The following is a 23,559-nucleotide window of genomic DNA, read 5'->3' as shown; positions in this document are numbered from 1 at the left end:
ACGTCTTACTACATCCAGTTTTTCTCAACAATATCCCTAATATGGTAAGTGGTAATGATACTTGCTCCTGCACGCGCAAAAGCATGCATGGTTTCCATTACTACTTTCTGCTCATCTATCCAGCCTTTTTGTGCCGCAGCCTTAACCATCGAGTACTCTCCTGACACATTATAACAGGCAATGGGTAAATCTGTATGTTGCTTCAGGTTATGCATAATATCCAGATAAGCCAAGGCAGGCTTCACCATCAATACATCAGCACCCTCACTTTCGTCCAGCAAAGCTTCGCGTAATGCTTCATTACCATTTCTAAAATCCATTTGGTAGGCTTTCCTGTCTCCTTTACTAGGCGCGCAGTCGGCAGCCTCTCTAAAAGGACCATAGTAAGCAGAAGCAAATTTAGTTGCGTGAGACATAATTGCTGCATTCACATAGCCGGCACCATCCAATACACTTCTCATCACAGCTACCCGACCATCCATCATATCTGATGGGGCTAGCATATCTGCACCAGCTTGTGCATGTGTAAGCGCCATCTTTGCAATAACCTCTACTGTTTCATCATTCTGCACATAATCATCCTTCAATATACCGCAGTGACCATGAGTTGTATAAGAACAAACACAAACATCAGTCACAATATAAAGGTCATCACCAAAATTCTTTTTTAATAAGCGTACAGCAGAAGGGACTAAAGAATGATCATGATAGGCAGAAGCTGCATTTTCACTCTTCTCATCGCCAACACCAAAAAGCATGATCTTGTTCACCCCCAGCTTCAATCCTTTCTCCACGTCCCTTACTAGTGTATCTTCAGAAAAATGGCTAATGCCAGGCATAGCTTCCAGTGGATGAACCACATCTTTCCCCGGCACAACAAAGTACGGGTAAACAAACATGTCTTTAGATAACCTCGTTTCGGCTACCATCTCTCTCACAACTGGATTTTTCCTTAATCTACGCGGACGGTGTAACATATTTTCTTTTATTTTATTTCAATTCCAAAAACAGCTTCTGCAAGGCTAATTTCATCCGGAGCATAAGGCAATATATATTTCACTCCCATTTCATCAAATACTTTAGCCGTAGAATTACCAATTGCAATAACCTGTTGTCCAGGCTCTAACAGGTTATCTACAAAATAAGCTTCAACATTTGATGGGCTAGTAAAAATCAGCACCTCTGCTTCGGTTCGATCAACATCTTCTTCGATAACCGTTTCATAAATTGGTAGATCAACTACTTTTGTCTCAGGTTTCAAAGCTTTTTGAATACTCAATAAAGAGTCCTGCGCTCTTGGAAACAACACTGTTTTTCCAACAACCATTTCAGCAAACAAGTTTGCTACCTCATCAATATCCCCACCTTCACCAACATAGTCGGCCAGATGGCCTAATTTCCTTAATGAATCTTCAGATCCTTTCCCGGCAACACCAAACTTCACGTGTTTAGTCAGTGTCGGTTTCAGTTTAAAGAAATATTCAACACTGTTCCTGCTGCTAAAAAAAATCCAATCTACATGTTTCAAATAAAATGGATCAAGTACAGTTACAATTGGGAAAGTACGGATCAATGATCTCGCATCAATTTCTATATGATGTTTTTCAAGTGCTTTTCTAAAGTAATTATGCTCGCTAACTTCTCTTGAAATAAACACCTTGGAAGGAAACTTTCTATCGGCACTAAATTTAGCAACGATTTTTTCTGCCAGTCCATCCAGGCTATCTACCCTATAGAATAAACGATCTGGAAAGTCTTCATTGGTTTCAGCTTTTGAAGTCCATACCTCATATTGTCCATCTTCTTTCTTGCAATAACAGCCTAAAGGCATATGGCAGCCACCCTCAAAAAGGTTAAGCACCTTACGTTCCACGCCAATTTCATCTGCCGTTTCCTGGTGATGAATCTTTTGCAGCACTTCAAACAATTCTGAGTCGTTTTCCCTGATCTGTATAGCCAATGCCCCTTGTGCCGGTGCCGGTACCACATCAGTTGTATCAATTACCTCTACATGAAATTCGGAAAGATCAATATTCAGACGGTTAACTCCAGCTTTGGCAATCACGATCGCATCGTAATCCTCATCTCTTAGCTTTTGTATACGAGTGGGCACATTCCCTCTTAAATCTTCAATATTTAAGTCAGGACGGATTGCAAGTAATTGAGCTTTACGTCTGTTTGATGAAGTTCCTACCATTGCCCCTTTTTTAAGAGAAAGTTTATGGGAAACGCTTACACAATCTTTAAGAATCAACAATAATTCAGAAGGATCCTCGCGTTCGGTCACAGCAGCGATTGTTAAGCCAGCAGGATGAACTGTTGGCAAATCTTTATGCGAATGAACAGCAATATCAATTGTACCACCTAAAAGTTCTTCTTCAAGCTCTTTAGTAAAGAAACCCTTACCTTCCAACTTATCAAGTCTAAGATTTAAAATCTTGTCGCCCTGAGTTTTGATAATTTTTAATTCAGCTTCAACACCTATAGCTGTTAATTTATCTTTAATGAAATTGGCTTGCCATAAAGCCAGGTCGCTACCTCTTGTACCTATAATAAGTCTTTTCACGTTGATTGCTAATTTTTTGGCAAATCTAGCTATTCTTTACCAATATCTCCTTAGCCATAACCATTGGAACGCTGATGTATTTCTTTTCCATGTAATTCATCACTTTTTCCAACACTAATCTAGAGTTCTCATCCAGACCATTGATTTCATCGGCAAAGATCCCATTGATAGCAGTATGCTTGATCTCCTTAATTTTCTGTGGAACGCAGCTCATAGCGATTTCAATTTTACGCTGACGTAATACTGATTCAAAATCTTTGATATTTTCTTCGATGATGTGCTCGGCATTAACCAGCTCATCATAGCGTTCCTGAATATTTTTACGAGCTGTCTCTTTTAAGGATTCAACTTCTATGTAGTGTATTGGGAAGTTTCTAACCACTTCAGCAGCGGTATCATTAGGGATAGCTAAATCAACGATAACCTTTTTACCAGTTTCGCCATTCAGCAATTTTGTATAAATTTCCTCAGTAATAATTGGCTCTGTTGCACCTGTACAGGTAATAATAACATCAAATCCCTGATTGAAGTTTTCCAGTTCCGAAAGAGGATAAGCTGTACCATTTAAATCTTTAGCCAGCAATTCTGCATTTTCTAATGTCCTGTTAAAAACAGAAAAATTAGAGTATTTATGCTTTTTAAGATATTGTGCTATGTTTTTATTAGTTTCCCCGGCACCTATAATGAGTAATCTGGAGTTCGCACACATTTTAAGGTCACGCAATTTGCGATAAGCCAATGATACAACTGATACAGGGTTTTTAGAAATATTGGTATGTGTATAAACCTCTTTTGCTGTTTTCACAACCCGATTCATAATCATCCGCATATAATCTCCGGTAAAGCCGGAAACACGACAAGCTTCATAAGCTTTCCGAATTTGAGCCAGAATCTCTTTTTCTCCAACAACAAGACTTTCCAGTGAACATGAAGTACGAAGCAAATGATTAAAAGCATCTAATTGTTCGTACGCAGATACATTTTCTATAAACTGCTCCATGTATTGCTGAGGCAAGCCCATATCAAGCACAGTTAAAAAACGAAGAATGAAGTCTTTATCTAAATTATTCGCAGAAGTGAATACGAATTCGACCCTATTGCACGTTCCTACATAGAATATCTCTTTTACACCTAACTCGGATTGGATGTTCCTCAACCTGTCGTCCAATGTTTGCTCACATATCACTAACTTACCTAAAGACTTTAGATCAATTTGTTTATGCGTAAAAGCAATGATTTTTAAATATTCCAAAATAGTATTACCCTGTTTATTTTTAGCGTAACAAAAGTAATAACACAAGGCTATACCACTGTCATTATGCTGTAATTAAGAGCTATTTAGAAAGATTTTAAATAAAAACCAACATCTAAACATCTGCAATTATATTTTGTTATACTTCTTAAACACCATATATGTAGTCAGATATGATTAAAACAGACTCTTTTACCTTACATGGCGCAGAAGGAAAACCAATCTTTGGAGATAGTACGTATGACGATAAACTCACAAATTCAGGCACCATAATTTTTATCCACGGCTTCAAAGGGTTTAAAGATTGGGGAGCTCACCATTTAACAGCTGCTTTTTTTGCCTCATATGGTTACAGATTTATCAAATTTAACCTTTCTCATAGTGGGGTAACTAAAAACAACATCAATGATGTGACTGATTTTGAAGATTTTGCATCAAACACCATTAGTTTTGAGTTAGCAGATGTTGAGATAGTGGTTACTTATGCTCATAAAACCTTTCCCTCCTCTGCAATTACTCTGATAGGTCATAGTCGTGGAGGTGGTCTTGCAATTATCCAGGCAGTAAAGGATAGTCGCATCAGCAAGCTAATTACCTGGTCTGCTATTTCAGATTTTTCCAGTTTGTGGAAAGAAGAGCAGGAAGAAGACTGGATTAAAACAGGAAAAATTTTTGTCGAAAATGCACGAACTAAAGAGAAAATGCCTCTAAACAGCAGCTTACTTGAAGACTTTATAGCGCATAAAGAGGCTTTTGATATTAAAAAAGCTGCTAAGCTTATAAATATTCCATGGTTAATCCTGCATGGGGATAACGATGTTAATGTTGCTTTCAGCGTAGCACAAAAATTGGCGCAGCAACAATTAAGTGCAAAAATACAGAAGATTGAAGGAGCGAACCATGTTTATGGAGCTTCACACCCTTATGCATCTGCAGAATTACCAGATCAATTAAAAGAAGTAGTCAAAAAAACGCTTGCGTTTATTTCACTTGAAACGAAATAAATCAACATCTTTCCAAGCTATATAACCTAGACTTGCACATTTTTGTGCAACCATATTATGAATACGACCTGGCACATCAGATACTATTGTCCAACGAACAGCATAACTGCTGTTGTAACTCATGTAAATGACCAGATTATTAAATGTTTGATCATCTTTCAATTCAAGATCCAGGCAATTTTGTAGTTCGATTGCAAAACGATTTAGTCTTTCACTCATCACTTTAGTCAATGGTGCACATGGTTTCTTATCAAAATCAATAATAGCGAGCACTGTCACATTAGGAGTCATCAAATATGTTTTAATTTTTCAGTAGGTATTAAACTATAAACAATTGTAATGCCAGCCAAGAAAGATCCAAAAAAATATTCCATTTGAAATCAGACTGCCATAGGGTTGTCAGGGATACCTATTTTCTTTGTATCAGCAAATAGAAAATTTCAAACACTTAAACCTTTAATCATGACAACTCAAAACACAAACACCATTGCAACTGAAACTATTTATTTCGCATCATCAGAAAACATTTTAGATCAATGGATGGGACACCGTCGACTTACCCGTCGTGTAATTGAAGCTTTTCCTGATGACAAATTATTTGATTATAGTATAGGGGGAATGCGCACCTTCGGAGATATGATCAAAGAAATCATCGACATTGCTGGCCCAGGCATAAGAGGAATTGCAACTGACAATTGGGAAAACACTGGCGGTTTTAGTGAACATACTGTTGATGAAGCTCATCGCTCAAAAGAAGGATTACTAAAATTATTTGATCAGGGAACTGAGGAGATCAATACTTATTGGCCACAGATTACACAAGAGCGTTTTCAGGAAAACACAGTAGTTTTTGGTCAGTATGAAGGGCAGGTTTTTTCTTCTATCTTATATTTCATCGACAATGAAATTCACCACCGTGCACAAGGAACTGTATACCTTCGCAGTTTAGGAGTGGAACCACCTGCATTCTGGAACAGAGACTAAATATCTTTACCTGATACTTTACAATTAATTCAATTTTTATACGGTATTCTCAACATCTTGTAACAATTAATTTCCCTTCCTTATTAAATTGATAAAAATATAATTTTATAGGTGTATTTTTTTGATTATGTTAAATAACATAGCGAGATTTGCCGAATGAATTCAAATTTCGCAAAAGACTTTATGATCTTAGCCCCGAATCGCTTCACATCAATTTTTAGATTCGGGGTCTAATCTTATTTACATCAAAACATATATCAGCTACCCCACTTGGGGCTTTTACCGCTATTTTGTTAGATCATCACATAGCTACACCATTATCAAATTATGGAAAATCACCAAATTCGTTCAATTATCGGAAAGACATTGCTTTGGATTGCTTTATCAGGAACAGTTGCACTTATTATAGCTGCTTTTTATCAGGCATCTTCATTTTACCTTTTAATAGCACTCCCATTAATCCTTATTACTGCAGTAGGTTATGATCGTTTTCAATCTAAACATGCTGTTTTACGTAATTACCCGATTGTAGGCCGACTCCGTTACTTCTTTGAAGCCATCAGGCCTGAAATGCGTCAATATTTCTTTGAATCAGAGCTAGATGGAAAACCATTTAACAGAAGACAACGATCAATCGTTTACCAGAGAGCAAAAAATGAGCGGGAAACTGTAGCTTTCGGAATGCAGGTGGACCCCTATTTACAAGGGTACGAATGGGTATCACATAGTATTTATCCTAAAAAACTGGCTAAAACTGATTTGAGGGTTAAAGTTGGGAATAAAGATTGTACACAACCTTATGACATGAGCATTCTCAACATTGGAGCTATGAGTTTTGGTGCGCTGAGTAAAACAGCGATCATGTCTTTAAGTCATGGTGCTAAATTGAATGGTTTTGCACATAATACTGGTGAAGGTGGCATCAGCCCACATCATGTTAAGGGGGGTGGTGACCTGATTTGGCAAATTGGAACCGGTTACTTTGGATGCAGAGACAATGATGGAAATTTCGATGCGTCGTTGTTTCAGAAAAACTCCAGACGAGCCTATGTAAAAATGATCGAAATCAAGCTTTCACAAGGTGCCAAACCGGGTCATGGAGGAATTTTACCTGCTGCTAAAAACACACCGGAAATAGCCGAAATAAGAAACGTGGTAGCTGGTACAACAGTGATATCCCCACCCGCACACAGCACTTTTAATGACGCTTTAGGCTTAATGCATTTTGTAGAGCAATTACGCAAATTATCAGATGGTAAACCTGTTGGATTTAAATTGTGTATCGGAAGTAAAAATGAGTTTACCGATATCTGTAAAGCTATGATTGAAACAGGTATTGCACCTGATTTCATCACCATTGATGGAGCTGAAGGTGGAACTGGTGCTGCACCTTTGGAATATACAGATTATGTAGGTATGCCATTAATGGACGCCCTGGCTTTTGTAAGTGAGTCGTTAACTAAATTCGGATTAAGAAATCAGATTAAAATAATGGCTTCAGGAAAGATCATCACTGGTTTTGATATTATGAAAGCTTTAGCTCTGGGAGCTGATGCCTGTTATAGTGCCAGAGGGATGATGATGGCTTTAGGCTGCATACAAGCATTAAAGTGTGACAGTGGAAAATGTCCTGTAGGTATTGCTACCCAAGACAAGAGCTTGTTTAAAGGTATTGATGTGACTGATAAGAAGCACAGGGTAGCCAACTTCCATAAAAACACAATTCATGCAACAGTAGAGCTGATGGAAGCTTGTGGTTTTGCAACGCCTGAACATATTAATCCTGAATCATTCCATAGAAGAATTGACACTACTAAAACCATGAATTTTAAGGAAATTTATTTCAATAGTTCTAAAGAACAAGGCTTAAAAAACAATGTTCCAGCATTAAAGAATAATGAACAGGAATCAATGAGCAAAGAACAAGAATTAATGTTTAGCGCTTAAAACGAGCAAAAAAGCAAAAAGCCGGAATACATTTTCAAAATCTATTCCGGCTTTTTATTTTTGCACCCAGTTACCGTCTTCCTTAATCAACTCGATTAAATCATCCAGCGCACGTGCGGCATTTACATTTTTCTTTACGACTTCCTTACCTCTATAGAGTGTAATCTTATCAGGACCCGTTCCTACATAGCCATAATCGGCATCCGCCATTTCTCCTGGCCCATTTACTATACAACCCATAATACCTATCTTGATACCTTTTAAATGATCAGTACGTGACCGGATCATTTGCGTAGTTTCCTGCAGGTCAAACAAGGTACGTCCGCAACTTGGACAAGAAATATATTCAGTTTTAGAAATACGGGTACGTGTTGCTTGTAAAATACCAAAACTTGTAGAATTGATTAATGACAATCCTATTGTTTTATCAGTACTAATCCAAATGCCATCACCAAATCCATCAGTAAGTAAAGCACCTAAATCACTGGCAGCATACAGCATAAGGTCATCTGCATTTAGCCCTTCATAAGTTCTTTTGATAATCACAGGAACCTGAATATTGTTTTTCACCAGATCGATAAAAAAGGACCTTTGTGCTGCCATACCATGAGCTACGTTGGTTTCTAACAACAGGACAACATTTCCTTTAAGCAATGAAAGGTCACCCCCCTCAGTGGCATCAACTTTAACCAGGTTCAGATGGTCATCTTTAAGCTCAACATCTAGATATTCCTTATAGCTAAGTAGCGGATGGCAATTGTTTTTATCTTTTAATGAAATCCATGTAGCATAATTATAAACCTGTTTCAAGTTCCCTGGAAAAGAAAATGATGGCAGCTGATCCCCAAGATATACAATATCACAAGTCTGATCTGCCATATTATATTTATCAAGCCCGGCATTATATGAATATCCAACGGCCGATAGAAAATAAGGATCTTTTAAGTTCTCGGAACTCACATCAAGCATCACTACCGGATGGTGATGTCCTCCAATATGTTGTACTGAAGCACTTTGTCTACGGCTATATTCATATGGACTGTACGGAAGATCTTTAATATCAATCCCGGTTTCATCATTAAGGCGTTCCCTCTGCTCAGACGATGCAGATCGCTTTTCATATCTTAGAGCAAGCGCCTTTGCTACTGGTGCTTCAAACTCCGGATCTTCGGTTAAAGAAACCCTTATGGTATCTCCCAATCCATCTTCAAGTAAAGTGCCAATACCTACAGCCGATTTTATCCTGCCATCTTCACCATCACCGGCCTCCGTCACGCCGAGATGCAAAGGATAGTTCATTCCCTCCTTCACCATGGTTTCCACAAGCAAACGGTAAGCTTGTACCATTACCTGAGTATTACTGGCTTTCATAGAGATCACCAGGTTATAATAATTCAGGTCTTCGCACATTCGGATAAACTCCATTGCAGACTCTACCATCCCACGCGGGGTATCGCCATAATGACTCATGATCCGGTCTGATAGTGAACCATGATTAGTTCCTATTCGCATGGCTGTACCATATTCCTTACAGATCTTTACTAAAGGAGTAAATTTCTTATATATGCGATCCAGTTCAGCTTGATAGGCCTGTTGGGTATATTCTATATTTTCGAATCTTTTTTTATCGGCGTAATTGCCTGGATTCACCCTAACTTTTTCAACAATACGAGCTGCTGCTTCAGCTGCATTTGGCGTAAAGTGGATGTCTGCCACCAAAGGAACATTATAGCCTCGTAAGCGCAGTTCCTTTTTAATATTAGCCAGATTATCGGCTTCTTTCATGCTTGGAGCTGTAATACGTACATATTCACAGCCAGAGTTAACCATTCTTATGGTTTGCTCTACAGTACCGATGGTATCCATGGTATCAGTAGTGGTCATAGATTGTATCCGGATTGGATTAAAGCCACCCATAGGTACATCTCCAATGGAAACCTCCCTTGTCAAGAACCTGGAATACTTTGTTAAACTGTTACAGTATCCACCTTGTAATACATTTTTTAGTGCTTGTTGACCAACTACTTCTTCCATCATTTGTAAATCTGACACAAAGATAAAGATTATGTTTATAACTGTAACGTCAGATGAGGCGCTCTTTTACAACTAAAGTATTAGCAATGATATCATGAAAGCATTGTTGTTTTTTATTTAGAAAGCAATAGAGATAACCAATAAACAGTGGCAATATTGAAATAATCTTAGCCGTATTCCTTCCAAAGGATTTCCCCACCGTAATTCTCCGACCTTCCATATCAGTAATTTTTATATGAAGTAATATTTTGCCTATCGTCCCTTGTTTTTCAGATGATTCGGCAAAACTACCATAAATGTATTTTGCAATAGGAAGGAGAGGTAGCCCAGAGAATGCCAACATTATACGCTGTTCTTTTTCTTCTATTACAATAAAGCTTAACAATGCAAGCAACACGTAGGCACAGAGCAATAAAAAATAATCAATAACTGATGCCAGCAATCGCTGATCAAATGAAGCAAAATACTGTGGTGCCGTAACCTGATGAGCAAAACCAAGAAGCTCACGCAGTTCAGGTACCTCGTGAGCTTCTTTATAATCATCCATTCCTGGCTTCCTTATAAAGGTTCCAGGTTGGATATTTAGTCTTGTTAATTCTTCTAATTGATATGGTCCTTCAGGTTTACCATTTACAACAATTGTGTATTTAATACTATTATCCATATCTATGTAGTTCGTCGTGTTCCGACCAGAGGTTTAATATCTATTTACCTCAAAACTACTCAGTCCACCATCAAAATTAATAAATATTTTATTCTTTGATGCTGCATAATTTGGAGTCTCGTACGTGTTATCACTCAACTTAACGAAACCAGGAAACTCTTTAGCAGACAAACCTGTTTTTGCTCTGATCTGACAGCCCGATTCTGAAGGGATTTTAATTTTCACTTCAGCAACTCCAGTTTTAACATTCACATCTGTAACTGGAAGCAAAGCCCCTAACTTCACATCAAGTGCAGCTGCCCCTCCGTCGAAATTAAACTCCCGAACCTTGTAATCTCTCAGATCAAAATCAATCTCTCCGGCTCCCATATTTACATGAAACTCCCAAATTGGTTTAGGATTTAATTTAATATCCACATTATTCCCACCACCATTCCATTTACCTTTCCTGGCCATTTTCAGGTCTAATATGTTTACACTATCTTTAGTGAAATTATTTACCAGTAAAAACTTTTCACCTGGAGGGCTTATTCTCGCTGAAATCAAGCTATCTGTACTTCCCTTAAGATCAAAAGATGTACCTCCGCCCGAAATATTAAGGACAGTTCGCTTTGCAGTGGAATCATTAGCATAAGGCAAATACAAATGTTGCTCATTAGCATCTTCAGTTTCCTGCGACTCTATCCTTTCTTCAAAACGTTCAGTTACTCTATTTTTATATCCTGGCGTCTGTTGCCCTTTAAAAAACAGGAGAATCAGTGTAATAATTAATATGGCAATGGATACAATCCCACCTATCTGAGACTTATTTTTATTAAATAAGATATTAACCCCAGCTATGATCAGAAATATAGGCCAAAAACGCCACACACTACGCCAATAAAAATCGATGACATTAAAATTCTCCAATAAAAGTACCCCTCCTATAAAAAGCAGGACTATACCCCACATTATTCTATCCAATTTCATAACTATATGTCTTTTTTAGTTAACGGATCATTTGTCTCATTGTCCGCAGCCTGATCTGACGAAGTATCGGGTGCAGCAGAGCTTTCCGGCGTAACCGGTTCTACCGGTTTTTCAGCACTTGCGACAGGATTACTTTCTGGGTTTACCGGCTGTTGCGTATTTTGCTCTTTCCAATTTTCCCAGGCATTTTTGTTTTTAGATTTAAGGATAAAACTGACCCCGATTGCAACAAATAAAAGTGGCCATAATTTAGTTAGCTGAAACCAAAATGGAATCATACCAAATTCATTCATCAGAAAATACAATCCAATTACTAATAGAAACAATCCTGCAACGGTACGCCCTGTTTCATTATTTTTTTGATAAGGTTTAAATTCACCAGTTTGTTTCCAGCTCTCAAAATTATCCTCTTTAACTGTCGATGAAGTCCAATTTTGATATGGCTTTGTACTTTCTGTTGTACTCTTCTGGCTGCCAAATGGTTTCGGTGCTTGAAAAGGATTACTCTGATCTTTGAAATAATCGTTAAACTTTGATAATCTCGCTGCGGGATCATTGTTTACAGGCACTACAATCCACATTATAATATACACTAATATCCCCGTTCCCACCAAAAATATAGTCGAAAGTACAAATAGCAATCTGATGATGGTTACGTCCACCTCCATGTACTCAGCTATGCCCGACGATACGCCGGATATCACTTTGTCATGCTCATTTCTAAATAATCTCTTTTCCATGATAATTTCCCTCCTGTTAATTTAAAACTGTAATGGCTTCAAAACTATCTCATCAACATTTACACCTGCACTTAAGTTTAAAATAGTGTGTAATGAATTGGCTATGTCTTCTGGTTGTACAAAACGCTCAGCTGGGATATCTGTTCCTTCCCAGGAAGAAGTCAAAGTAGAACCTGGCAATATAGCCGTTACTTTTACATTGTATTTTGATAGTTCTGCTCTCAATACATCATTAAGACTTAACAAAGCCGATTTAGTTACAGAGTAACTTCCTCCATTTTCTACAACAGCTTTAGCAGCAATAGAACAGATATTAAAAATATGCCCTGATTTACGCTCACGCATCATTTTCCCAAAATATTTGGAAAAGTAATAAGCTGCATTCAGGTTTAAGTCCAATTGTTTCTGAAGAATATCATCCGTTTCATCCAGCAAACTTCCAGGTAAATATGTCCCAGCATTATTCACGAGCACATCAATGGTCCCCATTTGTCCTTTTACCTCATCACAAAAGCCATATACTTCTTGCTTAACACTACAATCGGCTTGCAACGCAATTATCTTTACCCCGGTATAATTCAGCTCCTGAGTAAAAAGTTCCATATCATATTTACTTCTTGAACATATTGCTAAATTGTAACCACTTTCGGCCAATTTAATCGCGATGGCCCTTCCTATGCCCTTAGTTGCTCCGGTTATAATTGCATTCATTTGTCAAAACCTTTTAATGTATCGCAATAATACAAAAAAGGTCATCCCCCGAAAACTTTGTGGCAAAAGATTTGATAGTTTCCTTATTAAATCCGTTTGTACAAGGCAAACTTATCAGGTTTCGACTTTTTGTTGTTTCTTTGTGTTATTATTGCGTAAATACTACAGTTAATTTTTCATTGCATGAATTTCACCAATTTTGGCAGATACCTTCTTTTATTAAAGGCTGTATTTAGAAGACCTGAAAAATTTAAAATATACTTACAAGCCATCTTTAAACAAATGGACTTTATTGGCGTTGGTTCTATAGGGCTAATCGCTATTATATCTACTTTTATCGGGGCGGTGATGACTTTACAGATTGCTTTCCAGTTGGTAAGTGATTTAATTCCAAAAACCATAATTGGTTCGGTTAACCGCGACTCCAGTATTCTTGAGTTAAGTCCAACCATCACGGCTATTGTACTTGCAGGTAAAATAGGTTCCGCTATTTCTTCTGAGATTGGAACCATGCGTGTAAGCGAGCAAATTGACGCATTGGAAATTATGGGGATCAATTCACCAGGTTACTTAATACTTCCTAAAATTCTTGCAGGGATTACTATGGTACCATTCCTGGTTATAATGTCTATGTTTTTAAGTATTTCAGGTGGTTATCTTGGTGGAACCTTATCTGGTGCTGTAACCCCTGCCGAATATATACAAGGTATCACGACCGATTTTAACCCATATACAATTGTTGTTGCTTTAGTTAAGGCATTTGTATTTGGTTTTATCATCACATCAGTCCCGGCTTACGAAGGTTTTTATGTAAAAGGTGGAGCCCTCGAAGTTGCTCAGGCAAGCACAAGAGCAGTAGTTGTGAGTTGTATATCCATTCTTGCCTGTGATTACCTTATAACCCAGTTATTACTATGATCGAAATCAAGGACATCTATAAATCTTTTGGAGACAACGAAGTATTAAAAGGTATCTCAGGTAAATTCGAAGCCGGAGTAACTAATTTGATCATTGGTGGGTCTGGATCTGGAAAAACTACCCTTCTAAAATGTATGATCGGCCTGCATCACCCTGAAAAAGGAGGTGTAGAATACGATGGAAGGGAATTTACCAATATGAATTTTGAGGAAAAGATCGAGATCAGAAAAGAGATCGGCATGCTTTTTCAAGGTTCTGCCCTATTTGACTCTATGACTGTTGAGGAGAATATCATGTTCCCCTTAAATATGTTTACTGAACAAAGCCGCAAAGAAAAAATGGAAAGGGTAAACTTTTGCCTTGAAAGAGTAAACCTGGAAGGGAAAAACAAATTATTCCCGGCAGAACTTTCTGGTGGTATGAAAAAAAGGGTTGGTATTGCACGTGCCATTGCCATGAACCCAAAATATCTTTTTGTTGATGAACCCAATTCAGGGCTCGACCCAAAAACATCAATTGTAATTGATGAGCTGATTAAGGAATTAACCGAAGAATACAACACCACAACAATTGTAGTTACCCACGATATGAACTCGGTAATGGGTATTGGCGATTATATATTGTTCCTCCACGAAGGCAAAAAATTCTGGGAAGGTTCTAACAAAGAAATAGCCCATACTGATGTTCAAGAACTAAACGACTTTGTTTTTGCGAGCCGCTTTATGAAGGCTGCAAAAGGAAAATTTTAATATACTTTTTTATGATAAGCCTGCTAACCCCCACTCATTGGAAAGATTATGAGTTAATTGATTGTGGTGATTTTGAGAAATTAGAACGTTTTGGCAATTTAGTTTTGTCCCGACCAGAGCCACAAGCTGTTTGGAAAAAAACACTATCGGATTCTGAATGGAAAAAACAAACGCACATCCGGTTTAAAGGCCGATCAGCTACTTCTGGCGAATGGATCAAAAGTGCAAACCAAATCCCAGACAGGTGGAATGTACAATATACTAATGATGATGTGACCATTAGCTTGCGCCTTGGATTAACATCTTTTAAACATGTTGGTGTATTCCCTGAACAAGCTGTAAACTGGGATTATATTTCTTCTTGTGTTAAAAAAATTAAAACACCTAGTCCTAAAGTATTAAACCTCTTTGCCTATACTGGTGCTGCATCATTAGTAGCTAAAGCCGCTGGAGCAGACACCACTCACGTAGATTCTATAAAACAAGTTATAAACTGGGCCAATGAGAACCAGGAACTTTCAAACCTTAAGGATGTTCGCTGGGTATTGGAAGATGCCTTAAAATTTGTAAAGAGAGAATTAAAAAGAGGAAAAAAATATAATGGGATCATTTTAGATCCTCCTGCATTTGGACATGGCCCTAATGGTGAGAAATGGAAACTTGAAGACCATATCCAAGAAATGATGCATGATGTAGTTCAATTGTTGGATGAAGAAGAACACTTTTTAATCCTAAACACTTATTCTTTAGGATTCTCTTCTGTAATAGTAGAAAACTTAATTAGAACATCATTCCCTCAGGTAAAAAACCTGGAAACAGGTGAACTCTATCTTCAAGCCACATCTGGTGTTAAGTTACCTCTTGGTGTTTTTGGCAAGTTCAATAGTTTTAAATAAAACAAATATTTACATTCACATTTTTATTCATTTAGCTAATATAACACCTATGAAAATAACACGCCTCGCAGGCATTCTTTTAATTAGCACAACTGCATTAGGCATATTGGCCAGCTGTGCTTCCGATACAAAAAAAGCTAATGGACAGACTAAAGTAAACGCCGATGGCGACACGGTTGCGGTTGAGACAGAAAACCCTATAGATACAAGTCGTACTCCAGTTGACACAGCAAAATACAATGCCCTGTTAACAAAACTTACTAACGGAGACACTACCGGCAAATGGCCGGTAAAAAACCAGCCTTATCCATTAGCTGGAGCTATTCTTCCATTTAAACGTATTGTGGTTTATTATGGCAATTTACACTCTAAGAAAATGGGTGCACTTGGCGAATATGCCCCTAAAGAAATGTGGAGTAAGCTAAATGCAGAAATTAAGCATTGGGAAAAGGCAGATCCTTCTACCCCTGTACAAGCTGGTCTGCACTATATAGCAGCCGTAGCAAGCGGCACTCCTGGTAGAGACGGAAAATACATCAACAGGATGGCTAATAGCCAGATTGATTCGGTTTTAGCAATTTCTAAAATGCGTCCTAATACTATTGTATTTTTAGATCTTCAGGTTGCATTGAGTAATATAAAAGCTGAGTTGCCTCATATTGAAAAGTATCTCCAATTACCTTATGTACATTTAGGGATTGATCCGGAATTCTCCATGAAAGATGGTACTATACCTGGACGCAAAATTGGAACTTATGATGCTGCAGACATTAATTATGTTTCGAAATATCTTGCTGATATGGTTAAAAAACACAATTTACCTCCTAAGGTATTTGTAATACACCGTTTTACAAGGAAAATGGTAACAAACTATCAGAACATAAAACTACGTCCTGAAGTACAAATTGTAATGCACATGGATGGATGGGGAGAACCTGAACTGAAAAAAGGAACTTACCGCCATTTTATCCACTCAGAACCTGTTCAATTTACAGGCTTTAAATTATTCTATAAAAACGATCTTAAGAAAGCTCCAAATCGTTTAATGACACCAGAAGAATTATTAAAGTTGAAACCTGCACCAATATACATTCAATACCAATAAGAAATTCCAGGTTAGAACTTCTTATCAAAATGAAAGAGAAAGGGCTGTTCGAATGAACAGCCCTTTCTCTTTTTGGATATAACTCTAGCAGGGTAAGAGACATATATTTTGTTCGATATTTCTTTTGCTATCCTTTTGCTATTGTTTTGCTATTCTTTTGCTATCCTTTTGCTCAGACCAATAGAATAGCATAATCAATGCATATTAATTGCTGAGGAAAATAAAATTCACTTCTTTTTTAGGATTATCCAGTTTAGTACTTTTCCTTTTACCATCAACTATTGCATGGATCATATTACTCTGTGATGAATGCTGCTCAAATAGAATATCATTCTCAACATACAATTCCTTTATAACTTTGACTTTTGGAGTTTCAAAGTAGCACCAAGCGGCATCTTCTTCTATTTCATAACCCTGAAATTTTAAATCAAGTACTTTTCCGTTTACCTTAATTTTTAAATGGTTTTTAATGTATAATGTGATAAGAGCTTCTAATTCTTCTCTATTGGATGGCTTTAAGATATTCACTTTCTTCTTGTACTTATTCTCTAATGCTTTTTCAAAGTCATCAAAGAAAACCCTTACACTAACCTGTACATTACCTGTGTTTTTATGATGTACAATCTCCGTAACACTTACGTAAAAAGGATGAAAAATATTTAACCAAAAAAGTAAGAGTAATTGCGGCATTTTGCTTTTATTAATTATAATAAGGATATTGCTTTAATAATTAGCGAATTTACAAAAATATTCAATGCAGGACTTTCCCCTATATTTTCAGTTAGGCTGGCAACATATTTTAGATTGGCAAGGTTATGATCACATCTTATTTGTAATTGTACTTTGCGGTATGTATACAATTTCTGACTGGAAAAAAGTATTAATATTGGTAACTGCTTTTACTATTGGTCACAGTATTACATTGGCCTTAAGTATATTTAAGATCATTAGTGTAAATACACCGTTAATCGAATTTCTTATTCCAGTTACCATCCTCATTACTGCCGTATCAAATATTATTAGTAAAAGACAAAAACCAAAAGGTCAAAACTTTAAATACTCAATGGCTTTATTTTTTGGCTTGATACATGGCCTGGGATTTTCTAATTACTTAAAAAGCCTTCTTGGAAAAAGTGGCAATATAACTGCCGAACTATTCGCTTTTAATATAGGCCTGGAATTCGGTCAGCTTCTTATTGTAGTGGTAGTTCTTATAATATCCTTCATTATGCTCTGGATTGTAAAAATTAAGCGATGGGATTATAATTTCTTTCTTTCATCGGCTATATTTGGAATTTCGTTCGTTATGGCGGCAGAAAGATTAGCCGGGCTAATTTCGTAATCAGATAAATACCTAACATTCCTATGAATAAAAATCTTGTATTTTTTATTGCTTTTATATTTAGTACAAATGCTTTCGCTCAGCATATAAACAATCCGGGATCCAATCATGGGAACAAATTTGAACAACTCGGCACCATTATATCCGACCCAAACATTTACAGATCTGCATCCGGAGCACCAGGGCCTGGGTACTGGCAGCAAAGGGCTGATTACGAAATCGATGCAGAACTGGATGAAAAAAACCTACGCTTAAATGGCTCTGAAACCATTACCTACTACAATAACTCTCCTGACCCATTAAGCTATTTATGGGTACAACTAGATGAAAATCAACATAAAGCCGGTAGTGATAACAAATTGACGGAAAGAAGTAAAATGTCCACACAAATGGATTACCAAGCTTTAACCAATATCATTAATCCAGAAAACAAACTCGGAGTTCAAATATTAAAAGTAACAGACGAAAAGGGAACAGCTTTACCATATACCATTAATAATACCATGATGCGTATTGACCTGCCTGCTACTTTACAACCCAAACAAAAATATAAACTAAGAATAATCTGGAATTACAATATTGCTAACCGTATGATTGATGGTGGCAGAGGAGGTTATGAATATTTTGCTGAGGACGACAATTATCTATTCACCATAACGCAGTGGTTTCCAAGGATGGCTGTTTATTCTGATTTCCAGGGATGGCAAAATAAACAGTTCGAAGGACGTGGTGAATTTGCCCTGGCCTTTGGCAATTATAAAGTTAATATGACTGTTCCTGCCGATCATGTTGTAGGCGCAACCGGTGAATGTCAGAATTATGCTCAGGTACTTAGCTCAACAAGTCTAAAAAGGTGGAATGCAGCACAAACAACAAAAGCACCTATAGAAATTATTAATCTTTCAGAAGTTCAATCTGCTATAAGCAAAAAATCATCTGCAAAGAAAACATGGACATACACAGCTGAGAATGTGAGAGATTTTGCCTGGGTATCATCACGTAGATTGGTTTGGGATGCTATGGCTACACATATCAATGGAAAAAAGATCATGTCCATGTCGTACTATGGCCCTGAAGCTTACCCGCTTTACAATAAGTACTCTACTAAGGTTGTTGATCATACTTTAAAAGAATACTCTAAACATACCATACCTTATCCATATCCAGTTGCCATATCTGTAGAAGCGGCAAATGGCATGGAGTATCCAATGATTTGTTTTAACTATGGCCGCGCTGAAAAGGACGGTACTTACACCGAAGCTATAAAGTATGGAATGATCAGTGTAATTATTCATGAAGTTGGGCATAACTTTTTCCCTATGATCGTAAATTCGGATGAGAGACAATGGTCCTGGATGGATGAAGGATTAAATACATTTTGTCAATACCTGACTGAACAAGCCTGGGATAATAACTACCCATCTCAACGTGGCCCGGCTCATAAGATTACTGATTATATGAAGATGCCTAAGGATCAGCTGGAACCTATCATGACCAATTCCGAAAACATCATCAACTTTGGGCCCAACGCCTACGCTAAACCTGCTACTGCTTTAAATATTTTAAGAGAAACGGTGATGGGCAGAACACTTTTTGATTATGCATTTAAAGAATATGCAAAGCGATGGGCTTTTAAACACCCTACCCCAGCTGATCTTTTCAGAACAATGGAAGATGCATCAGCTGTTGACCTTGACTGGTTTTGGAGAGGATGGTTTTTTGGAACAGATCCGGTTGATATTTCTTTAAATGATGTTCGTTATTACAGAATGAATAGCATGAATGCCACTACTGAAAACAAAGAGAAGAAAAAGGCCTATGATAAAGATCAGTACAACATAGGCCGTGAACGTAATCGTAAAGAGGGCATAAAATTCGCTGTTGAACAGGATACAAGCTTAAATGATTTTTATAATAAATTTAACCGTTTTGAAGTCGGCAAATCTGCAGATCAGGAATTTCAAAGTTACTTGAATAGTCTGTCTGATGACGAACGTAAGCTATATGAAAGCAAAAAGAATTTTTACGAACTTGACTTATCCAATATTGGTGGATTAGTGATGCCTATTATCATTGAATGGACATTCATCGATGGAAGTAAAGAAATTGACCGCATTCCTGCTTATATATGGAGAAAGGACGAGAATAAAGTTACTAAGGTATTTGCGAAGGATAAAGAAGTAAGATCAGTTCAGATAGACCCTTATCGTGAAACCGCTGATATTGATGAGGGCAATAATTCATGGCCAAGACAAAGTCAACCGACAAGATTTGAGTTATTTAAAAAGCAACAAGCGCCGCGTGGATCATCTGCTGGGACAAACCCTATGCAACAATCCAGGCAACGCTAGTTTATTAAATTACCTGTTACTAAAAGAATCCCAACTGACCCTTATCATCAATCTTAATGTCATCAGGATTGGTGATTTCAAAATCTATTTTCTTAACTGGTTTCTCTTCTTTTTTTGGTTCCTCTTTCTTCGGCTCTGATTTTACGACCCGCTTCGTCTTTTCAGGCTCAACAGGAATAGTTTTAGCTGGTGTAGGCTCAACAGGCTTAATCGACGTAGCTTCAACCTTTTCTGCAGCAGGTTTCTCAGAGGCCGGACTTCCCCAAGCCTTTTTAGGCTTTTCTGGAGTTAACGGCGCTTCAGGAACGACTGGTTTTTCAACAGCTGGAGCTTCTTGTTCATGCTCAGCTTCAACCTCCTGCTCAGATTCTATCACTTTTTTAACAGTAGGTTTCACCTCAAATGCCTTTTTAACTTTTGACTCAGGCTTTTCATCATCAGGTTCTGGCAAAGAAACAATCCCGGGGTCTGTTTTTTCTACATTTAGCTCAATAGATGCTTCCTCACTTGAAAGCATAACCTCGTCTTGAAAATCATCTGCCGCCTCAGAATTCACCCCATCAACAGCAGCAACTTTAACCTCTTCAGTTGGTTCTATTTCTTTATTATTGGAGATGGTTATCTTTTTAACATCATGGGCACTCAGTCTGTTCCCATTAGCTTTAATTCCTTTCACGTCTATAAACTCAGACAACACTATTTCAATGGTCTCAGGAATCTGAGTTTTACCTTTCAACACATCAACAGTAAGCATTGCGGCAGGGTTACTGGTCAGATGTAAAAATCTAGAACCACTCTCTTCACTGATTAAGCTTTGCTTCTTTCCTACCCCAATAAGTTCAAAAACAAATCGCTTTATAAAATAGTTTTTCGCTTTACCTTCAAATTGTACTACGGCAAAAGGTTTTTCAGGATCAAACTTTTGAATCAAAATCAGATCGGCATCAAAGTGATTGCTCAGTTCAAAAGTACTCAGCTCATACCAACCCTCTTTATGTACTTGCAAGATCTTATCATCACCATCAAATTCCCCAAGATATTTACCGCGTCCATCAACATTTAGCCTTCTTAAAAGATCATCATACCAAATCTTTAATCCAGACAATGTAGAAACACCTTTACTCTTCAGAAGGATCTTTTTAATAGGGTATTTAGACACAATATTTCCTTGAGACCCTCGACCTTTAATAGCGATCTCAGCAAAATCAAGGTCAAATTGCAATTTCTTTAACTTTGTATGGGGTTTAAGCTGAACTGTTATAATCTCGGCCTCTCCATTAGGATTTGCAGTAAAATATAGCACCTTTGAACCCTTACTACCTTTAGTTAAATCGTATTCTTTATCACGTGTAACACCTACTACAGCAAAACGTTTGATATAAGAGATTCCGCTGGCACCATCTTTATAAATCATATTATAAATGGTACGTTCATCTCCTTTCTTAAACACCTGAGCATGTAAAATTCCTTTACCTACAAAGGTTTTATCTGCGACCTTAGTGATAATACACTTTCCGTCTTCTCTAAAAACAATGATCTCGTCTATATCAGAGCAATCAGCAACAAACTCATCCTTACGAAGGCCTGTGCCAATAAATCCATCCTCACGATTTAAGTATAATTTCACGTTGGCAAGTGCCACTTTAGAAGCCTCTACACGATCAAACAAGCGAATCTCAGTTTTACGTTCTCTTCCTTTACCGTATTTATCCTTTAATTTTTGAAACCAGGCAATGGCATACTCAGTTAGATGACGTAAGTGGTTTTTAACTACTTTAATCTCATCTGAAAGTGCCTTCATCTGATCGTCAGCTTTCTTAACGTCAAAACGAGTGATACTACTCATTGGTTTATCAATCAGCTTCTTGAAATCTTCCGGTAAAATTTCTCTGTATAGACTAGATTTAAAAGGATCAAATAATTTATTTAATACTTCTACAACTATTTCAAAATTACCTGAATTCTCATACTCTGCATTTTTATACATCCCTTCCTGGATGAATATTTTTAACAGGGAACTAAAGAATATCTTTTCCTGTAACTCATGTAATTTGATTTCTAGTTCCTTCTTCAACAGGGCTTTTGTATGCAAGGCATTCTGGATTAGAATGTCATTTACACTTAAAAACTGTGGTTTCTCATCTTTAATGATACAAGTATTCGGAGAAATAGAAACCTCACAAGAAGTAAAAGCATACAACGCATCAATGGTTACATCGGGAGAAATCCCTGGTGCTAGTTGGATAACAATTTCTACATGTGCAGCTGTATTATCTTCGATCTTCTTGATCTTGATTTTACCTTTATCATTTGCAGATAAAATACTGTCAATAACAGATCCCGTAGTTGTACTGAAAGGGATTTCAGTGATGACTAAAGTTTTCTTATCTTTTTCTGTAATCTTCGCCCGAACACGAATTCTTCCTCCACGCATTCCCTCATTATAGGCTGAAAAATCAGCCATCCCACCCGTAAAGAAATCTGGTAAAATATTTGGACGTTGCCCCTGTAACGATTCTATTGAAGCATCCAGCAACTCAATAAAATTATGGGGCATAACCTTGGTCGCCAAACCTACAGCAATCCCCTCGGCACCCTGTGCTAATAACAAAGGAAATTTAACGGGTAAGGTAACTGGCTCATTGTTACGACCATCATAACTCAATTGCCAAATAGTAGTGTCACCATTGAAGACAACTTCATTTGCAAATTTAGATAAACGGGCTTCAATGTAACGAGGAGCTGCCGCATTATCACCAGTAATTGGGTCGCCCCAGTTACCCTGGCAATCGATCAGTAAATCTTTCTGGCCTATCTGCACCATTGCATCACCAATAGATGCATCACCATGCGGGTGATACTTCATCGTATTGCCGATCACGTTGGCGGCCTTGTTAAAACGACCATCATCCATCTCTTTTAAAGAATGCATGATACGTCGCTGTACCGGCTTCAAGCCATCATTGATGTGTGGTACAGCGCGATCCAGAATTACATAGGAAGCATAATCGAGGAACCAGTTTTCGTAAAGCCCGTTAATTGGAATTACGGTATGTTTGTTTTCTTCGTTTATGTTGTTTTCTATTTCTTCGCTCATCAAAAAGGATTGTTATGCTGTAAATATAAGGGTTGAAAACGAATTTCCAGAACTGAGTTCTTAACAGTTCTTATTTTTGTATTTATTCTTTTAAATAGAAGTTTTACCTGTTTTCGCTTACAAAGTTATAAAACATACAACTTATTTATACTTTAAACAATTATTTCAATTGCTTGTAGTATATTAATAAAAACAAACAGTGCCAGGTGGCATGGTTTTAGTGAATATTT

At 37.4% G+C, this 23,559-nt stretch carries 20 protein-coding genes; 9 read left to right on the top strand and 11 right to left on the bottom strand.

Annotated elements, in window-relative coordinates; all coding sequences use genetic code 11:
• Positions 1-8 precede the first annotated feature (8 nt).
• From hemB to hemA, 3 genes are read right to left on the bottom strand one after another with little or no spacing between them, the layout of a single operon-like run.
• Entirely contained in the window at positions 9-977 is a 969-nt protein-coding gene (gene hemB, locus WC623_RS14070) for a porphobilinogen synthase (protein WP_372852103.1), read from the bottom strand.
• A gap of 8 nt (positions 978-985) precedes the next feature.
• Positions 986-2,566, bottom strand: coding sequence for a hydroxymethylbilane synthase (hemC, locus tag WC623_RS14065; protein ID WP_372852101.1), 1,581 nt, complete (start codon positions 2,564-2,566; stop codon positions 986-988).
• A 25-nt stretch (positions 2,567-2,591) separates the two neighbouring features.
• Entirely contained in the window at positions 2,592-3,818 is a 1,227-nt protein-coding gene (hemA, locus tag WC623_RS14060; protein WP_372852099.1) for a glutamyl-tRNA reductase, read from the bottom strand.
• A gap of 173 nt (positions 3,819-3,991) precedes the next feature.
• Here hemA and WC623_RS14055 point away from each other — a divergent pair, with 173 nt between their 5' ends.
• Positions 3,992-4,822: an alpha/beta hydrolase family protein gene (locus WC623_RS14055; protein ID WP_372852097.1), complete on the top strand. Its 831-nt coding sequence runs from the start codon at positions 3,992-3,994 to the stop codon at positions 4,820-4,822.
• Here the strand turns inward: WC623_RS14055 and WC623_RS14050 are convergent.
• Positions 4,805-5,113 carry a hypothetical protein gene (locus WC623_RS14050; protein ID WP_372852094.1) on the bottom strand — a complete coding sequence of 103 codons (309 nt, stop codon included), beginning with the start codon at positions 5,111-5,113 and terminating at the stop codon, positions 4,805-4,807. The two genes, WC623_RS14055 and WC623_RS14050, sit on opposite strands and share 18 nt — an antisense overlap.
• A gap of 171 nt (positions 5,114-5,284) precedes the next feature.
• On the opposite strand from WC623_RS14050, the gene WC623_RS14045 reads away from it, so the two are divergent.
• Together WC623_RS14045 and WC623_RS14040 are read left to right on the top strand one after the other, a co-directional pair.
• Entirely contained in the window at positions 5,285-5,806 is a 522-nt protein-coding gene (locus WC623_RS14045) for a DinB family protein (protein ID WP_372852092.1), read from the top strand.
• Between the two features lie 327 nt (positions 5,807-6,133).
• Positions 6,134-7,753 (top strand): FMN-binding glutamate synthase family protein, encoded by a 1,620-nt coding sequence (locus WC623_RS14040; protein ID WP_372852090.1) that lies wholly within the window; start codon positions 6,134-6,136, stop codon positions 7,751-7,753.
• Between the two features lie 54 nt (positions 7,754-7,807).
• On the opposite strand, the gene ispG is transcribed toward WC623_RS14040, so the two are convergent.
• From ispG to WC623_RS14015, 5 genes are read right to left on the bottom strand one after another with little or no spacing between them, the layout of a single operon-like run.
• The gene (ispG, locus tag WC623_RS14035; RefSeq protein WP_372852802.1) at positions 7,808-9,787 is read right to left on the bottom strand and encodes a (E)-4-hydroxy-3-methylbut-2-enyl-diphosphate synthase; all 1,980 of its coding nucleotides are present in this window, start codon (positions 9,785-9,787) and stop codon (positions 7,808-7,810) included.
• A 49-nt stretch (positions 9,788-9,836) separates the two neighbouring features.
• A complete protein-coding gene (locus WC623_RS14030; RefSeq protein WP_372852088.1) occupies positions 9,837-10,451 on the bottom strand; it encodes an RDD family protein in 615 nt (204 codons plus the stop codon).
• Positions 10,452-10,484: 33 nt separating this feature from the next.
• Complete coding sequence (locus WC623_RS14025; RefSeq protein WP_372852085.1) at positions 10,485-11,420, bottom strand: LiaI-LiaF-like domain-containing protein; 936 nt, start codon at positions 11,418-11,420, stop codon at positions 10,485-10,487.
• Positions 11,421-11,422: 2 nt separating this feature from the next.
• A complete protein-coding gene (locus WC623_RS14020) occupies positions 11,423-12,160 on the bottom strand; it encodes a PspC domain-containing protein (RefSeq protein WP_372852083.1) in 738 nt (245 codons plus the stop codon).
• A gap of 21 nt (positions 12,161-12,181) precedes the next feature.
• The gene (locus WC623_RS14015; protein ID WP_372852081.1) at positions 12,182-12,871 is read right to left on the bottom strand and encodes an SDR family oxidoreductase; all 690 of its coding nucleotides are present in this window, start codon (positions 12,869-12,871) and stop codon (positions 12,182-12,184) included.
• A gap of 183 nt (positions 12,872-13,054) precedes the next feature.
• On the opposite strand from WC623_RS14015, the gene WC623_RS14010 reads away from it, so the two are divergent.
• Genes WC623_RS14010 through WC623_RS13995 form a run of 4 tightly spaced genes read left to right on the top strand, consistent with a single transcriptional unit; the run spans position 13,055 to position 16,539 of the window.
• A complete protein-coding gene (locus WC623_RS14010; RefSeq protein ID WP_372852079.1) occupies positions 13,055-13,789 on the top strand; it encodes an MlaE family ABC transporter permease in 735 nt (244 codons plus the stop codon).
• Positions 13,786-14,538: an ABC transporter ATP-binding protein gene (locus tag WC623_RS14005; RefSeq protein WP_372852077.1), complete on the top strand. Its 753-nt coding sequence runs from the start codon at positions 13,786-13,788 to the stop codon at positions 14,536-14,538. The genes WC623_RS14010 and WC623_RS14005 overlap by 4 nt, the downstream gene beginning before the upstream one ends.
• Positions 14,539-14,549: 11 nt before the next feature.
• Positions 14,550-15,434: a class I SAM-dependent methyltransferase gene (locus tag WC623_RS14000; RefSeq protein WP_372852075.1), complete on the top strand. Its 885-nt coding sequence runs from the start codon at positions 14,550-14,552 to the stop codon at positions 15,432-15,434.
• A 49-nt stretch (positions 15,435-15,483) separates the two neighbouring features.
• Positions 15,484-16,539, top strand: coding sequence for a hypothetical protein (locus WC623_RS13995; protein WP_372852073.1), 1,056 nt, complete (start codon positions 15,484-15,486; stop codon positions 16,537-16,539).
• A gap of 204 nt (positions 16,540-16,743) precedes the next feature.
• On the opposite strand, the gene WC623_RS13990 is transcribed toward WC623_RS13995, so the two are convergent.
• Complete coding sequence (locus WC623_RS13990; protein WP_372852071.1) at positions 16,744-17,229, bottom strand: DUF6702 family protein; 486 nt, start codon at positions 17,227-17,229, stop codon at positions 16,744-16,746.
• A gap of 64 nt (positions 17,230-17,293) precedes the next feature.
• On the opposite strand from WC623_RS13990, the gene WC623_RS13985 reads away from it, so the two are divergent.
• Complete coding sequence (locus WC623_RS13985) at positions 17,294-17,881, top strand: HupE/UreJ family protein (protein ID WP_372852069.1); 588 nt, start codon at positions 17,294-17,296, stop codon at positions 17,879-17,881.
• Between the two features lie 23 nt (positions 17,882-17,904).
• The gene (locus WC623_RS13980) at positions 17,905-20,232 is read left to right on the top strand and encodes a M1 family metallopeptidase (RefSeq protein ID WP_372852067.1); all 2,328 of its coding nucleotides are present in this window, start codon (positions 17,905-17,907) and stop codon (positions 20,230-20,232) included.
• A gap of 19 nt (positions 20,233-20,251) precedes the next feature.
• Here the strand turns inward: WC623_RS13980 and WC623_RS13975 are convergent, their stop codons facing one another.
• Positions 20,252-23,329 (bottom strand): DNA gyrase/topoisomerase IV subunit A, encoded by a 3,078-nt coding sequence (locus tag WC623_RS13975; protein WP_372852065.1) that lies wholly within the window; start codon positions 23,327-23,329, stop codon positions 20,252-20,254.
• Positions 23,330-23,559 lie beyond the last annotated feature (230 nt).

This window comes from Pedobacter sp. (assembly GCF_041645105.1).
Lineage (GTDB): Bacteria > Bacteroidota > Bacteroidia > Sphingobacteriales > Sphingobacteriaceae > Pedobacter.
The sequence above is the reverse complement of the archived record's forward strand: the minus strand, read 5'-3'. Positions and strand labels throughout refer to the sequence as shown.

Bases quoted from the DNA above. Each gene is read 5' to 3' on its own strand.
- hemB (WP_372852103.1), bottom strand. From the start codon at position 977: ATGTTACACCGTCCGCGTAGATTAAGGAAAAATCCAGTTGTGAGAGAG.
- WC623_RS14055 (WP_372852097.1), top strand. From the start codon at position 3,992: ATGATTAAAACAGACTCTTTTACCTTACATGGCGCAGAAGGAAAACCA.
- WC623_RS14050 (WP_372852094.1), bottom strand. From the start codon at position 5,113: ATGACTCCTAATGTGACAGTGCTCGCTATTATTGATTTTGATAAGAAA.
- WC623_RS14045 (WP_372852092.1), top strand. From the start codon at position 5,285: ATGACAACTCAAAACACAAACACCATTGCAACTGAAACTATTTATTTC.
- WC623_RS14040 (WP_372852090.1), top strand. From the start codon at position 6,134: ATGGAAAATCACCAAATTCGTTCAATTATCGGAAAGACATTGCTTTGG.
- ispG (WP_372852802.1), bottom strand. From the start codon at position 9,787: ATGGAAGAAGTAGTTGGTCAACAAGCACTAAAAAATGTATTACAAGGT.
- WC623_RS14030 (WP_372852088.1), bottom strand. From the start codon at position 10,451: ATGGATAATAGTATTAAATACACAATTGTTGTAAATGGTAAACCTGAA.
- WC623_RS14025 (WP_372852085.1), bottom strand. From the start codon at position 11,420: ATGAAATTGGATAGAATAATGTGGGGTATAGTCCTGCTTTTTATAGGA.
- WC623_RS14020 (WP_372852083.1), bottom strand. From the start codon at position 12,160: ATGGAAAAGAGATTATTTAGAAATGAGCATGACAAAGTGATATCCGGC.
- WC623_RS14015 (WP_372852081.1), bottom strand. From the start codon at position 12,871: ATGAATGCAATTATAACCGGAGCAACTAAGGGCATAGGAAGGGCCATC.
- WC623_RS14010 (WP_372852079.1), top strand. From the start codon at position 13,055: ATGAATTTCACCAATTTTGGCAGATACCTTCTTTTATTAAAGGCTGTA.
- WC623_RS14005 (WP_372852077.1), top strand. From the start codon at position 13,786: ATGATCGAAATCAAGGACATCTATAAATCTTTTGGAGACAACGAAGTA.
- WC623_RS14000 (WP_372852075.1), top strand. From the start codon at position 14,550: ATGATAAGCCTGCTAACCCCCACTCATTGGAAAGATTATGAGTTAATT.
- WC623_RS13995 (WP_372852073.1), top strand. From the start codon at position 15,484: ATGAAAATAACACGCCTCGCAGGCATTCTTTTAATTAGCACAACTGCA.
- WC623_RS13990 (WP_372852071.1), bottom strand. From the start codon at position 17,229: ATGCCGCAATTACTCTTACTTTTTTGGTTAAATATTTTTCATCCTTTT.
- WC623_RS13985 (WP_372852069.1), top strand. From the start codon at position 17,294: ATGCAGGACTTTCCCCTATATTTTCAGTTAGGCTGGCAACATATTTTA.
- WC623_RS13980 (WP_372852067.1), top strand. From the start codon at position 17,905: ATGAATAAAAATCTTGTATTTTTTATTGCTTTTATATTTAGTACAAAT.
- WC623_RS13975 (WP_372852065.1), bottom strand. From the start codon at position 23,329: ATGAGCGAAGAAATAGAAAACAACATAAACGAAGAAAACAAACATACC.